This window comes from Manganibacter manganicus (genome assembly GCF_002075885.1).
Taxonomy (GTDB): domain Bacteria; phylum Pseudomonadota; class Alphaproteobacteria; order Rhizobiales; family Rhizobiaceae; genus Mesorhizobium; species Mesorhizobium manganicum.
Genome location: NZ_MDET01000006.1, coordinates 44,266 through 57,085, shown reverse-complemented (window position 1 = coordinate 57,085; position 12,820 = coordinate 44,266). Strand labels below are relative to the sequence as shown.

The following is a 12,820-nucleotide window of genomic DNA, read 5'->3' as shown; positions in this document are numbered from 1 at the left end:
TGCAAACACTAAATGTAGTGTTAACAGATGATTTTTTCCAGTCCGACAATTCTCCTTTTTTGCCGTTCTCAAGCACTGAAATGCTTGCACACCACCAGCCTCGTAAACAGGCGGTACACGAGCGAAACGCACAAATCCGGGAAAAAGACCGGCGACCAGACTTACCGGCCACGCCCGCAACAGGAGCGTAGGCCCGATTAAAAAGCGACTCGGTTCCAACCGTCAAGGATTCGTTTAAGTAGTTTTTGTGACCCCCAATATGTTGTGTGTCACTCATGTGGATAACGGGGAGAACCTGTCGCGAAAACCGGCACCCGTTCATGCACCGGAAAACCGCTATTCAGCGCCGCGAGAGTGGGCGCCTTGGCAATGGCGGAAAAAGCGGCTTGGCATGTTGGCAATGCCACGAAAGCCGCGTTATCTTCACGAACTGGTGATTTGCGGCGCGCTCGTCTGGGTGAAAGACAGGCTCGCCATCGTTTTGGGGATCAGGCGCGCCTCACGCCTGCATACGGCTTTGAAGACATATTTCGTTCGCAAGGCAGCGGGCCGCGAGGTCGTGGGCCTTTTCGCCGCCCCCTCGCTCGGGCTGCTGGCGGCGCTCGTCGACGAGTGCTGTGACCCGACGGTCTGCGAATATGCGCCGGTTCATACGGGCGGCCTGCTGGTGCCTGCCGCGACCGGGGCGACATGGCCGCTCGACGAAGCCAGTGCCGGAAGCGGGTTGGAAGACGCGGTCCTGAGCCAGCAATGGCAGGATGATCTGTCGCGCGCCGACGGCACGCTGGACTGGAAGCCGCTGGCTGGTGCCGCCCGCGCGATGATCGCTTCGCTGGGCCGGTGACGATCAGCCGGCGTGATCGTCGGCGATCGGCTTCTGGTAGGTGAAGCCCATATCCCACGGAAAGTAGATCCAGGTGTCCTGGCTGACCTCGGTCACGAATGTATCGACCAGCGGCCGGCCCTTCGGCTTGGCGTAGACGGTGGCGAAATGCGCCTTGGGCATCATCGCGCGCACGATGCCGGCGGTCTTGCCGGTGTCGGTCAGGTCGTCGATGATAAGCACATCGGCGCCGTCATTGACGAGCAGGGACGGGGTCACGTCCTTGAGGACGGTGAGCTGCCCTTGCGAACTGTAGTCGTGATAGGAGGCGACGCACACCGTTTCGATGACGCGGATGCCAAGCTCGCGCGAGATGATGGCTGCCGGCACCAGCCCGCCACGGGTGATGCACACAATCGCCTTCCATGGGGTGTTCTGCCCGGCAAGCCGCCAGGCCAGCGCCCGCGCGTCACGATGGAACTGGTCCCAGGATACCGGGAAGGCTTTGTCGGGAAGGGACATTGCTTGCGCACTCCGAAACGCGCGGCAGTCGCGCTAAGCTGAAGGGAATGCGGGCGGAATTAACCGGAAAGGCCGGGGGTTGGCAAGGGTGGAAGTGGTGCGTCATCTCGATAATGGCGGCGCCTTGACAATCACGCCCGCGGACGCGACCGGGTTGTCGCAATGGAAACCTCAACGATTCTCTGGCTGTTCGTCGCGGCGTTCGGTGCGAGCGCCCTCGGCGGCGTGCTCGGCATGGCGAGCGGCATCTTCATCGTGCCGATCCTCACCTTGCTGTTCGGCATCGACATTCATGTTGCGATCGGTGCAAGCATCGTCTCGGTCATCGCCTGTTCCTGCGGAAGTGCGGCCCCGTTCCTGAAAGGCCGCCTGACCAATATCCGGCTCGCCGTCGTCCTGGAAACGGCGACCACGCTTGGCGCGCTCAGCGGCGTGTTTCTCGTAGGCATCGTCTCGACGTCTTTTCTCTACGGCCTGTTTGCCGTCATTTTGGCCGTTTCCGCGCAGCAGATGTTGGCACGCCGCCGTGAGACGGTCGATGCGAGCCCTTGCGATGACAGGAGTTGGGCGACAGTGCTGCGCCTGCATTCGAGCTTTCCCGACCGGACTTCGGGGAAGGACGTACCCTATCGGGTCGGTCGCGTGCCGCTCGGCCTCTCCTTGATGTATGGCGCGGGCCTGATCTCGGCCTTGCTCGGCATCGGTTCCGGCGTGCTCAAAATCCCCGCGATGGACACCGCCCTGCGGTTGCCGATCAAGGTCTCTTCCGCCACGTCGAATTTCATGATCGGGGTGACGGCTGCCGCGAGCGCGGGCGCATATTTCGTGCGCGGCGATATCGACATCGACGTTGCCGGCCCTGTCGCGCTCGGTTCTGTCATCGGGGCACTCGTCGGCGCGCGCCTCCTGATGGGGCTTCCCGCCGAAAGATTGCGCCTCTTCTTTGTCGTCGTCCTCGCGCTGCTTGCTGTCCAGATGCTGCTAAGCGCCCTCGGTATTGATCTTCCCGGAGGTTCGGCGTGAGGTCTGGGACCGACAATTACGAGCGCCGCGAACAGCTCATTGCCGGCCTTTTGTGGTACGGCACATGGCTTGCCTCAGCCGTCATCGCCGCGGGCATCGCTCTCGCCATGCTGGAGAAGGCCGGCATCGCGCCCGGTTTCGCTCTCAGCGGCTATGATGTCGTGAAAGCGGGTGTTGCGCTCTTTATCCTGCTGCCGATCGCGCGGGTAGGGCTGATGCTGGTCATTTTCCTGCGTGAGCGCGACTATGTTTACACGGCGATTTCGGCACTCGTTCTGGCGATCATCGGAGTCGGTGTCCTCGTCGCCCTTTGACGCACGACCGTTCTTCTCACGGCTGCGCAGGGTCTCAGCGCGACAGGAACGCCGCCGCCTTTCCGGAGCGCAGCACGGAATTGGTGACGCCGCCGAAGAACAGCCGCCGCAACCAGGACTGGCTGTAGGCGCCAAGCACGATCAGGTCGGCGCCGCTGGCATCCATCCGGCTGTGGATGATATCCTCGACCGAGTCGCCGTTCGATTTCTGCACCGAGACGCTTACATTTGCGCCGTGGCGCGCAAGACTGGCGGCAATGTCGGCGCCGGCCTGATCGGAACTCTCGTCGAACGTTTCCGGCGGATCGATGATCAACAGGGTGGTCTGCTCGGCCTTGACGATGAAGGGCAGGGCGTCGAAGGTGGCGCGCGCGGCCTCCCGACTGCCGTTCCATATCAGCAATATACGCTTGAAACTGGTCACGATCGGCCCGTCGCTCGGCACGACGAGCACCGGCCTGCCGGCATCGTAGACCAGCGCGCCGATATCGGCGCTGCCGTCGCCCTGTTCGCGCTGTGCCGCGATCACCAGATCGGAGGCGCGCACACTGGCAAGGCCGGACAGCCCGCTGTCGCCGGAAAAGCTTTCAAGCCCCTGCCAGGTGGAGCCGAGACCGGCGCTTTGCGTGCGTTGCGTGAAAAGCGCCTTGAGCTTGTCGGAGCGTTCCTTGTTGAGTTCGGACGAAACCTGCAGGAATTCGGTATCGGGAAAGCCGGTAGCGGACGTATAGGGCACCGGCACGGCCTCGGCATGGATGCCGACGACATGGCTCCGGGACGCACTTGCCAGCGGCACGACACAGTCCAGCACGCGCCCCGCATCCTGCTCGGTCTGGAGAATGGCGGCGATTGTCTTGAAATCCATGGCTCTGTTCCCTCCTTCGGCGTTAGCCGCAGTCACAGCGGCTTCGTCATGATGGCCTGACGTTCGCATGAAAGAAAACGGGCGGGCAAGGATTACGGTTCCAATGCGCGAGCCTTATTCAGCTTGCTTCGCCTGATGCGGCGGCAAGTCCGGCAACCATGGCCTCGACCTCGGCGCGCGCCGCTTCAAGCGCCTCGTCGGAGCGGGCGCGCACCACCAGTTCGGTCCAGAACCGGCCTTCGCCATATTTTGGGTAGGACCCGATGATCGTGTCCGGATGCCGTCTCTGGATGTCGGCCAGCGGCCCGCCGATGACGCCTTCGCCGAACGGGCATTGCACCGTCGCGGACAGCATTTTGGTGCCGGTCTTCAATGTCGGCACCACATTGTCGAGCATTGCCTGGAATATCGACGGCACGCCGGCCATCACATGCACGTTGCCGATACGGAAGCCGGGCGCCTGCGAGACCGGGTTGTCGATATGTTCGGCACCGCGCGGCATGCGGGCCATGCGCTTGCGCGCTTCGGTGAATTCGATACCGCGCCTGGCATAGCTTTCTTCCAGCATGGCATAGGCCTTCGCATCGTATTCGCACGGGACGCCGAAAGCCTTTGCGACCGAATCGGCGGTGATGTCGTCATGCGTCGGGCCGATGCCGCCGGTGGTGAACACATAGGTATAGCGGGCACGCACCGTGTTCAGCGCAGCGGCGATTTCAGCCTCCTCGTCGGGCACGATGCGCACTTCCTTCAGGTCGATGCCGACTGCGGTCATGATATCGGCCAGATGACCGATGTTCTTGTCCTTCGTGCGGCCGGAGAGGATTTCGTCGCCAATGACGACCATGGCGGCGGTGACGATTTCGGTCATGGAAAAACTCCGGCGGGAAGGTTCTTCTCACATAGCCCCGCTGCGGGCGGGCGGCAATGCCGCAATGCGCCCGCCGGTTCCGCGCAGGATAGTGAACGATCTGTGCTGCATTGGGTGACTTCCGGTGAACGTTGTACCCGTTACATAAGAAGGGCGGCGATCTAGGCCGACAGGTTTCGTATCAAGGAGAATGAAATGGCAAAGGTTCTGGTGCTCTATTATTCGAGCTTCGGTCATATGGAACAGATGGCGAAGGCGGCGGCCGAAGGCGCGCGCGAAGCGGGCGCGGACGTCACCATCAAGCGCGTTCCAGAACTGGTGCCGGAGGCCGTCGCCAAGGCTTCGCACTACAAGCTCGATCAGCAAGCGCAGATCGCCGACCCGGCGGAACTGGAAAATTACGACGCCATCATTGTCGGCTCCGCGACCCGTTACGGCGCGATCGCTTCGCAGATGAAGAATTTCCTCGACCAGACAGGTCCGCTCTGGGCGCGTGGCGCGCTGCTGAACAAGGTCGGATCGGTCATGGTGTCCACTGCCACCCAGCATGGCGGCGCCGAAATCGCGCTGCTTTCGACTCAGGCATCGCTACAGCATCACGGCATGATCATCGTGCCGTTGTCCTATGCCTATCAGGGCCAGATGGGCAATGACGTGGTGCGCGGTGGCGCGCCCTACGGCATGACCACGACCTCCGACGGCGACGGCTCGCGCCAGCCTTCGGCGCAGGAACTGGAAGGCGCGCACTTCCAGGGCAAGCGGGTGGCGGAAATCGCGGCCAAGCTGCACGGCTAAGCCTGATCCCGAAAAGTTGCAGACTTTTCGGACAAGATCATGCGCGGAAGCCTGAGCGGCGGACTTACGGAGAGGGCTATCAACGCCCTCCCGTTTTTGCAGAAAAGTTCGCGCGTTGGGAAAAGATCAGTCCGAGATTTCGGTCTGCGGCCGGTCGCGGCCATCTGCCAGTTCCTGGTGCCATTTGCCTTCGGAATCCTCGTACTGGATGCCATCGGTGTTACCGGCGACCTGCTGCTCGGCCGAAGCGATCTCGGCCGCGCGCAACGCATCTGCGTGGCTCGGGAAGGTTTCGGAAAACGTGTCGCCGACCTTGTACGCCCAGCCGCCATCATGCTCGATGATCTTGTAGGTCAGTTTCGCCATGAGGTCCTCCGGTGATAATGGCTTGGCGCGCATGGGCGCGTGGCTGTGGCTTGCAACCAACAATGCCGCACAATGCAGTTGGTTGCATGCCCTGACAAGGATCAGCCGGCTGCCTTCATCCAGTGCTTGATGGTCGTTTCCGAACGAACGAACTGTGGCGCGGCCGGAATCTCCTCGCCGAGTTCCGCAGCCGCTCGCCATACCCAACGCGGATCCGCCAGAAAGGCTCGTCCCAGCGCGACCATATCGGCCCGGCCATCGGCGACGATGGAATTGGCCTGTGCCGGATTGTCGATGAGGCCGACAGCACGGACGGGGATGCCGGCCCCTTCCTTGACCGCTTCGGCCAGATGCACCTGATAGCCGGCGCCGGTCGGCAGTTTCTGCAAGGGCGAATTGCCGCCGCTGGAGCAGCACAGATAGGCAAGCCCTTCGGCCTTGAGCACCCTGGCCACTTCGATGGCTTCGTCGGTGTCGAACCCGCCATCGACCCAGTCCTTTACCGAGAGCCGGGCGCCGAGCATCAGTCCGGGCGCGGCTTTCTTCACCGCGCGGGCGACCTCAACCATGAAGCGCATACGGTTTTCCAGACTGCCGCCCCAGCGGTCGGTGCGCTGGTTGGAAAGCGGGGAGAGGAACTGGAAGATCAGATAGCCATGCGCGCCATGCAGTTCGATGAAATCGAACCCGGCGCGTTTGGCGCGGCGCGCGGCATCGGCGAAACGCTCGATGACTTGCAGCACTTCCTCGTCTTCCAGCGCATGCGGCACATGCCAGCCCTCGTCATAGGCCAGCGCCGAGGCCGACACGGTTTGCCACGGGTCCTGATCGGCTTTCAATGGCCCGCCGCCTTCCCATGGCCGCTGGCAGGAGGCCTTGCGGCCGGCATGGGCAAGCTGGGTGCCGAACTTCGTGCCGGGTTGCGCGACGCGGCGCGCGGCATCGAGCGCGCGCTTGGCCGCCGCCTCATTGTGATCGGAGTAAAGGCCGAGGCAGCCATGCGAGATGCGGCCGCGGCGCTCGACATTGGTCATTTCGAGCGTGACCATGCCGGCTCCCGAAAGCGCGTAGCTCATCCACTGCTGCAAATGCCAGTCGCTCGCCGAACCGTCATCGGCGGAATACTGGCACATCGGCGCCACGGCGATGCGGTTGGGCATGTCGAGATTGCCGAGCGAAATCGGCTGGAAAAGCGGTGCTGTCATGAAATGGCTCCGGGCGGGAAAATCTGCGGTCGAAAAAGCCCCTTAAAGATGACGGCTTGTCGTCGCTATACAAGGGGAATCTGAGATCTCGTTGTGGTGCGGACGACGGGAATCGAACCCGTACGATCATGGATCGAGGGATTTTAAGTCCCTTGCGTCTACCAGTTCCGCCACGTCCGCATGGTGCGCACTCGTAATCGAGCCTGCCGGGATTGCAAGCCCGCAATGCGTCGGCGATCCGGCGTCGACGTTGAACATTGCGGGAAAGTGGAACGCGGAGCGACTGGGGGCATACCCCTCTGGTCCCTATGCTCTTCGCCGGTCACCCCGCGCCCCGATTCCTTGTGGCGCAAACGCAGCACGCGCGCCAATGAAACCATTGCTTAACCTTAACCACGCCGGAACTGTGCGGGCCCATTCATTCTCCACCGGCCACCACCGTCAGCACCTTGAACGGTGTGGTGATCACGATTTCGGCGACCGAACCGACGGTCTGGCCGATGCCCCTGCCAAGCGTTTCGATCGCCCTGTCGCCGTCCAGATGGTTGGAGGAAAGGCTGGCGGGCACGCTGAGCCGCTCGCCCATCAACTGCACCAGCAACGGATTGTTGGCGAATTTGGCGTGGTTCAGCCGGTCGCTGCCCTTGGCGTTGGTCAGATCCACGACCGTGACGCCAAGGCCGGCGAGATCTTTCGCATTGCCATAATCGCCGACGCGCGGCTTGGCGCCGGAGATGAAACTGGAAATCTGTAGCGCCCGGTCGTCGCCGGAAAGCAGCACGGTGAATGGTTCGTCCGGCTTGCCGTAACGCTCCATCTGCTTCTTGAACACGTCCACGTCGATGTCGGGTGATGCAAGCACGACATAGCCGAGCTTGCCGTCGAGATCGCGATTGCCCTCGATGGCAAGCTGGCGCAACGCTTCCATCGCCACCCATGTACCCATGGAATGGGCGATGATGTCGATGCTTTTCGCCTTCGTTCCGGCCAGCATCTTGAGCGTCGCCTCAAGGTTGTCGCGGGCCGCGTTGGCGCTTTCCTTGTCGTAGATGTAGCCGGTCGCCGTGCCCGCCGAAGCCCAGGAAAACAGCACCGGCGTGCCGGGATATTGCATGTCGTGGACGACCTGTGTGATCCGATAGGCGCCATCGTCGAAGCCATTGTTGAAGCCGTGGACAAAGACCAGGACCCGGCCGTCGCGCCTGGCGATATCGGCGTTCACGGCTTTCTCGAACTGTGCCGCATCGCCATAGAAGGTGACGCGCCGGGCCGCGAAATCTTTTGCGGGATCGCTGGCGGCCCGGCCTTTCGCCCGCTCGATCTCGCCGACCTTGTGGATCTTCGGCACGGTCATTTCGATGCTGGCGAAATTGGTCGCAAGTGAGCGTTGCGCGTCAAAGACCCGGCGCGGGTCCTTGGTTGCCTTGCCGCGCGTTGTCGCGACGAAAATCTCGTGGGTGGCGGCAATTGCCGACTGCGGCGCTTCGATGGCCGTCTTGTTCAGGAGATCATGCGTGCGCGGCCCGGCGCAACCGGCAACAAGCAGGGCGGTGGCGATAACGAACAAGGCCCCTGGACGCACGACCGGTACACTCCCTCACGGCGTCGATGAACGACGCATCATGGAATAGAGGCAGAAGCGCCTGCGGTCCACCCTGCTATGCGAACCCGGCATGCAAGGTTGCGACGGGCTGTCGCCAATTCGCCACTAAAGCTACATTGCCGTTTCGCCGCCAAGATTGGCGTTCAGCAGCCTGATACGGTCGGTCACTTCATGGCTGCTGGCAAAGCCACTATCCTGCCGCAGGCGTTGCCCCAGTTCCTTCACCAGTTTCGGATTGTCGGCGAATTTGGAATGATTGAAGCGGTCGGCGCTCTTGGCGTCGGACAGATCGACGACGATCACGCCGTACCTGGCCAGGTCGCCGGCCTTCTTGTAATCGCCGAGGCGCGGCTGGGCGCCGGCGATCAGGCCGGAGAGCCGCAGGGCGCGGTCATCGTCGGAGAACAGCACGATAAACGGCTTGTCCGGCTTGCCATAGCGTTCCATCTGGCTCTTGAACACATCGACGTCGATGTCGGGAGACGCCAGGATCACGTCGCCGAGCTTGCCGCCGAGGTCGCGATTGCCGCGGATCGCCAGTTGCCGCAACGCCTCCATCGTCACCCATGTGCCCATCGAATGGGCGACGATGTCGATGCGCCGCGCATTGGTGCGCGCCAGCATTCTCAGCGTCTCTTCCAGCTTGTCGCGCGCCGCCGCCGCACTTTCCTTGTCGTACACATAGTCGCGCATCCTGTTTCCGGAGGCCCATGAGAACAGTACCGGCGTGCCGGCATAGCCGGTGTCGTGCACGATCTGGGTCAGGCGGTAGACCGCGTCGTCAAAGCTCGTGTTGTAGCCATGCACGAAAACCATGACGCGATCGCCGCGCGCGCTGATGTCCTTGTTCAGCGCGGCCTGGAATGTCGGCTCACTGTCGTAGCCGGCGACATCGGTTGCCATGAAATATTTCGCCGGATCGTCGGAATTGCCGCGGCTGCGGCGCTCGATCTCGCCGGTCTCGTGCGCTTTCGGCACCGTCACATTGACGCGGGCGAAATTCAGATCGCCCGCCCGGCCGCCGTCAAACACCTTGCCGGGGTCTTTGGAACGCTGCCGCGTGGTGGCGACAAAGATGGAGTGATTGCCGGCAATATCCGAAACGGAAGCCGTGACAATGGCGCTGCCGAGGATTTCATCGGTTTTCTGGCTGACGCAGCCTGCGACGAGCAGGGCCAGCGCGGTGACAAGCAGGAGTTTCAAGGCACACCGGACTTTTACAGGGTATGAAAGGCTTCCGGCAGGAGAGTGCGGCGGAAGTAAGTCAATGCCCGGCAAACCGGGGCTCTTTCACGCCGGTTATGGCCAGGTGTTGCGCGAAAGCCGAAATCGCGGCAGGAACGGGCATCGAGAAACCGGAAACCGCATCATGACCAGCTTCGCCGACAGCGTCCGCAACGCCGCCGAGGCCGTGCGCGGTATCTTCCCCGAAACGCCGCTGCAGAAAAACGCCTATCTTTCCAGGAAGTTCGGCGCTCATGTGTTCCTGAAGCGCGAGGATCTGACGCCGGTGCGCTCCTACAAGATCCGTGGCGCCTTCAATTTCTTCCGCAAGGCGCTTGCCGCCGGCAACAGCGCCGAATTGTTCGTCTGCGCCTCAGCCGGCAACCACGCGCAGGGCTTTGCCTTCGTCTGCCGCCATTTCAGCCGCAAGGGCGTGGTTTTCATGCCGGTGACGACGCCGCAGCAGAAGATCGACAAGACGCGGCTGTTCGGCGGCGAATTCGTCGAGATCAGGCTGGTCGGCGATTTCTTCGACGAATGCCTCGCGGCTGCCCAGGCATTTACGGAAGAGCAGGGCGCGCATATGGTTCCGCCCTTTGACCACAAGGACATTATCGAGGGGCAGGCCACTGTTGCCTTCGAGATTGCCCGGCAGATGCCGGACGGTGTTCTGCCTGATCTGGTCATGCTGCCGGTCGGCGGCGGCGGGCTTGCCGCCGGCGTCACCCATTACATGGCCGGGATGTTACAGAAGCCGTGTTTCGTCTTTTGCGAACCGGCCGGAGCGCCGAGCCTTGAGCGGAGCCTTGCCACCGGCAGGCGTGCGAAGCTTCCCAGGGTGGACAATTTCGTCGATGGCGCTGCCGTGGCCGAGATCGGCCGCGAACCGTTGCGCCTGCTGAAAGGCTTTTCAGCCGAAAGCGTGAGGCTGGTGCCGGAAAACCGGCTTTGCGAGACCATGCTCGAGATGCTCAATATCGAGGGCGTGGTGCTGGAACCGGCCGGCGCGCTGGCGCTCGATGCGCTGAAGGATTTTTCACGGAAGGAACTTCGGGGCAAGACGATCGTCTGCGTCGTCTCGGGCGGCAATTTCGATTTCGAGCGCCTGCCGGATGTGAAGGAGAGGGCGCTGCGTTTCGCCGGCCTGAAGAAATATTTCATCATCCGGTTTCCGCAGCGCCCCGGCGCGCTGCGCGATTTCCTCGAAATGCTCGGCCCGGACGACGATATCGCCCGCTTTGAATATCTGAAGAAATCGGCGCGCAATTTCGGTTCGGTGCTGATCGGCATCGAGACGAAAGACCGCCGCAATTTCGACCGGCTGGTCGCCAGCTTCGAGGCCGAGGGCGTACAATATCAGGACATTACCGACAACGAGACGTTGGCGGAGTTTATTATTTAGCCAGCCTACCAGCTTCCCGTATTCGCCATCGAGGCCCAGGGCTCGGCCTTTTCCTTCGCCGGTCCCTTTTGCAGCAATTCGATGGAAATGCCGTCGGGCGAGCGGATGAAGGCCATATTGCCGTCGCGCGGCGGCCGATTGATGGTCACTCCCTGATCCATCAGGTGCTGGCAGGTGGCATAGATGTCGTCAACCTCATAGGCAAGATGGCCGAAATTGCGGCCGCCCTGATAGGCTTCCGGGTCCCAATTGTAGGTGAGTTCCAGAAGCGGCGCCTTGTCCGCGATCCCGCTCTGTTCGTCGCCGGGGGCCGCCAGGAAGATCAGCGTAAAACGACCCTGCTCACTTTCGTGGCGCCGCACTTCCTTGAGACCGAACTTGTTGCAATAGAAGTCGAGCGACTGGTCAATATCGGCGATACGGACCATTGTGTGCAGATAGCGCATGTCTTTTCTCCGGCTTGTGGGCGCAACATAGGGGCGGGCCGGCGTGACGGCAACCGCCAAACACGCCGGCAGGCAACCGGAATGCGGATCGGCCGTTGTTTGAGTGAGGCGTGAAAAAAGGCACGCCGGGTCTTGCGCACAGCCGAAAGGCAAGTGTTAATCTTGGCTGAAGAATCATTTGCAGCATGTTCGCGAAAGGGGGCGTCTGATGGGGGAAAAAGCCGCTTCTATGGGGCGGGACACGACCCTTGGCGATACCGCCTCACATGACGAAACCGGCGAGGCCGCTGGCGTCGTCGAAGTTTCGGGCGCCATCAAGTGGTTCGATGTCGCCAAGGGCTATGGCTTCATACTTCCTGACCGTGGCACGTCCGGGGACGTGCTGCTGCATGTGACATGCCTTCGGCGCGATGGCTTTCAGACGGCGCCCGAAGGCGCGCGCGTGGTCTGCCTCGCCAGGCAGGGCGAACGTGGAATGCAGGCTTTCCGCGTTGTTTCCATGGACCTTACGACGGCCGTGCATCCGGCCGAAATGCAGGAGCCGCGCACCCATGTTTCTGTGGTGGCCGAAAGCGGGTTGGAGCGCGCGCTGGTGAAATGGTTCAACCGCACCAAGGGCTTTGGCTTCCTGACACGCGGTGAGGGCACCGAGGATATCTTCGTCCACATGGAAACGCTGCGCCGCTATGGCGTGACCGAATTGCGGCCGGGGCAGGTGGTTCTGGTGCGTTTCGGCAAGGGCGAGAAAGGCCTTATGGCTGCCGAAATTCACCCCGATATGGGCACATTGCCGGTCTCGCATTGAACTGCCAATTATTGGTTTTCAAGAATTGCCGGCGAGGTGATGTCATGACCCGCAGGATTTTGCCGGCAGTGCCACGTCTTTTTACCCTTTTTGCCGCATTTCTCGTCGCATTCGCGCTTTCCACTGTGCCGGGGCGCGCCATCGCCGATGGCCAGCCAATGGCCTTGCCGGTCGATCCAACGCCGCTGGTGGTGGTCACGACCGGTGGCGAGCGCAGCTTTCAGATCGAAATCGCCAGAGCGCCGAATGAACGAGCAGCCGGCCTGATGTATCGCACGGCGATGCCCGACGATCGTGGCATGCTGTTCGTGTTTGAGAAGACACATGATGTCACCTTCTGGATGAAGGACACGCCCATGCCGCTCGATCTGCTGTTCATTGGCGACGACGGCCGGGTAAAGACCATTCGCCAAGGTGAGCCGCAGTCGGTGGCGATCATACCCTCAAGCGAGCCGGTGCGTTTCGTTCTGGAACTGAAAGCCGGGACCGCCGCACGCGGCGGCATCGCCAGGGGTGATCTTGTCCGCCATCCGGCGCTCAGCGGCAATTGAGGAAT

At 62.0% G+C, this 12,820-nt stretch carries 15 protein-coding genes and 1 tRNA gene; 7 read left to right on the top strand and 9 right to left on the bottom strand.

Features of this window, described 5'->3' with window-relative positions; genetic code table 11:
- Window positions 1-400 precede the first annotated feature (400 nt).
- Window positions 401-844 (top strand): hypothetical protein, encoded by a 444-nt coding sequence (locus tag BFN67_RS05420; protein WP_139789035.1) that lies wholly within the window; start codon window positions 401-403, stop codon window positions 842-844.
- Between the two features lie 3 nt (window positions 845-847).
- On the opposite strand, the gene gpt is transcribed toward BFN67_RS05420, so the two are convergent.
- Window positions 848-1,345, bottom strand: coding sequence for a xanthine phosphoribosyltransferase (gpt, locus tag BFN67_RS05415; RefSeq protein WP_080918616.1), 498 nt, complete (start codon window positions 1,343-1,345; stop codon window positions 848-850).
- A gap of 162 nt (window positions 1,346-1,507) precedes the next feature.
- On the opposite strand from gpt, the gene BFN67_RS05410 reads away from it, so the two are divergent.
- Both BFN67_RS05410 and BFN67_RS05405 read left to right on the top strand, forming a co-directional pair.
- Window positions 1,508-2,368 (top strand): sulfite exporter TauE/SafE family protein, encoded by an 861-nt coding sequence (locus tag BFN67_RS05410; protein WP_080918615.1) that lies wholly within the window; start codon window positions 1,508-1,510, stop codon window positions 2,366-2,368.
- Window positions 2,365-2,682 (top strand): DUF1634 domain-containing protein, encoded by a 318-nt coding sequence (locus BFN67_RS05405; protein ID WP_080918614.1) that lies wholly within the window; start codon window positions 2,365-2,367, stop codon window positions 2,680-2,682. The genes BFN67_RS05410 and BFN67_RS05405 overlap by 4 nt, the downstream gene beginning before the upstream one ends.
- 34 nt (window positions 2,683-2,716) lie before the next feature.
- Here BFN67_RS05405 and BFN67_RS05400 read toward each other — a convergent pair whose 3' ends face one another.
- Window positions 2,717-3,547: a universal stress protein gene (locus BFN67_RS05400; RefSeq protein WP_080918613.1), complete on the bottom strand. Its 831-nt coding sequence runs from the start codon at window positions 3,545-3,547 to the stop codon at window positions 2,717-2,719.
- Between the two features lie 118 nt (window positions 3,548-3,665).
- Window positions 3,666-4,418, bottom strand: coding sequence for a competence/damage-inducible protein A (locus BFN67_RS05395; RefSeq protein ID WP_080918612.1), 753 nt, complete (start codon window positions 4,416-4,418; stop codon window positions 3,666-3,668).
- Between the two features lie 195 nt (window positions 4,419-4,613).
- Here BFN67_RS05395 and wrbA point away from each other — a divergent pair, with 195 nt between their 5' ends.
- Window positions 4,614-5,213, top strand: a complete 600-nt coding sequence (gene wrbA / locus BFN67_RS05390; RefSeq protein WP_080918611.1) for an NAD(P)H:quinone oxidoreductase type IV — start codon at window positions 4,614-4,616, stop codon at window positions 5,211-5,213.
- Window positions 5,214-5,339: 126 nt separating this feature from the next.
- Here wrbA and BFN67_RS05385 read toward each other — a convergent pair whose 3' ends face one another.
- From BFN67_RS05385 to BFN67_RS05365, 5 genes are all read right to left on the bottom strand, one after another.
- Complete coding sequence (locus tag BFN67_RS05385; protein ID WP_080918691.1) at window positions 5,340-5,579, bottom strand: hypothetical protein; 240 nt, start codon at window positions 5,577-5,579, stop codon at window positions 5,340-5,342.
- Window positions 5,580-5,680: 101 nt separating this feature from the next.
- Entirely contained in the window at window positions 5,681-6,784 is a 1,104-nt protein-coding gene (locus tag BFN67_RS05380) for an NADH:flavin oxidoreductase/NADH oxidase (RefSeq protein WP_080918610.1), read from the bottom strand.
- A 94-nt stretch (window positions 6,785-6,878) separates the two neighbouring features.
- Window positions 6,879-6,964: transfer RNA gene (locus BFN67_RS05375), tRNA-Leu, on the bottom strand.
- A 238-nt stretch (window positions 6,965-7,202) separates the two neighbouring features.
- Complete coding sequence (locus BFN67_RS05370) at window positions 7,203-8,366, bottom strand: alpha/beta hydrolase (RefSeq protein ID WP_080918609.1); 1,164 nt, start codon at window positions 8,364-8,366, stop codon at window positions 7,203-7,205.
- 132 nt (window positions 8,367-8,498) lie between these two features.
- Window positions 8,499-9,590, bottom strand: coding sequence for an alpha/beta hydrolase (locus tag BFN67_RS05365; RefSeq protein WP_080918608.1), 1,092 nt, complete (start codon window positions 9,588-9,590; stop codon window positions 8,499-8,501).
- Between the two features lie 166 nt (window positions 9,591-9,756).
- Here BFN67_RS05365 and ilvA point away from each other — a divergent pair, with 166 nt between their 5' ends.
- Complete coding sequence (ilvA, locus tag BFN67_RS05360; protein WP_080918690.1) at window positions 9,757-11,013, top strand: threonine ammonia-lyase IlvA; 1,257 nt, start codon at window positions 9,757-9,759, stop codon at window positions 11,011-11,013.
- A gap of 5 nt (window positions 11,014-11,018) precedes the next feature.
- Here the strand turns inward: ilvA and BFN67_RS05355 are convergent, their stop codons facing one another.
- Window positions 11,019-11,459, bottom strand: a complete 441-nt coding sequence (locus tag BFN67_RS05355; protein WP_080918607.1) for a VOC family protein — start codon at window positions 11,457-11,459, stop codon at window positions 11,019-11,021.
- Between the two features lie 208 nt (window positions 11,460-11,667).
- Here BFN67_RS05355 and BFN67_RS05350 point away from each other — a divergent pair, with 208 nt between their 5' ends.
- Both BFN67_RS05350 and BFN67_RS05345 read left to right on the top strand, forming a co-directional pair.
- Window positions 11,668-12,264, top strand: coding sequence for a cold-shock protein (locus BFN67_RS05350; protein WP_080918606.1), 597 nt, complete (start codon window positions 11,668-11,670; stop codon window positions 12,262-12,264).
- 44 nt (window positions 12,265-12,308) lie between these two features.
- Complete coding sequence (locus BFN67_RS05345) at window positions 12,309-12,815, top strand: DUF192 domain-containing protein (RefSeq protein ID WP_080918605.1); 507 nt, start codon at window positions 12,309-12,311, stop codon at window positions 12,813-12,815.
- The last annotated feature ends 5 nt before the right edge of the window (window positions 12,816-12,820 follow it).

Coding starts and splice junctions, on each gene's coding strand:
- BFN67_RS05400 (WP_080918613.1), bottom strand. CDS start 3,547: ATGGATTTCAAGACAATCGCCGCCATTCTCCAGACCGAGCAGGATGCG.
- BFN67_RS05345 (WP_080918605.1), top strand. CDS start 12,309: ATGACCCGCAGGATTTTGCCGGCAGTGCCACGTCTTTTTACCCTTTTT.
- wrbA (WP_080918611.1), top strand. CDS start 4,614: ATGGCAAAGGTTCTGGTGCTCTATTATTCGAGCTTCGGTCATATGGAA.
- BFN67_RS05385 (WP_080918691.1), bottom strand. CDS start 5,579: ATGGCGAAACTGACCTACAAGATCATCGAGCATGATGGCGGCTGGGCG.
- BFN67_RS05410 (WP_080918615.1), top strand. CDS start 1,508: ATGGAAACCTCAACGATTCTCTGGCTGTTCGTCGCGGCGTTCGGTGCG.
- ilvA (WP_080918690.1), top strand. CDS start 9,757: ATGACCAGCTTCGCCGACAGCGTCCGCAACGCCGCCGAGGCCGTGCGC.
- BFN67_RS05380 (WP_080918610.1), bottom strand. CDS start 6,784: ATGACAGCACCGCTTTTCCAGCCGATTTCGCTCGGCAATCTCGACATG.
- BFN67_RS05350 (WP_080918606.1), top strand. CDS start 11,668: ATGGGGGAAAAAGCCGCTTCTATGGGGCGGGACACGACCCTTGGCGAT.
- BFN67_RS05420 (WP_139789035.1), top strand. CDS start 401: ATGCCACGAAAGCCGCGTTATCTTCACGAACTGGTGATTTGCGGCGCG.
- BFN67_RS05395 (WP_080918612.1), bottom strand. CDS start 4,418: ATGACCGAAATCGTCACCGCCGCCATGGTCGTCATTGGCGACGAAATC.
- gpt (WP_080918616.1), bottom strand. CDS start 1,345: ATGTCCCTTCCCGACAAAGCCTTCCCGGTATCCTGGGACCAGTTCCAT.
- BFN67_RS05355 (WP_080918607.1), bottom strand. CDS start 11,459: ATGCGCTATCTGCACACAATGGTCCGTATCGCCGATATTGACCAGTCG.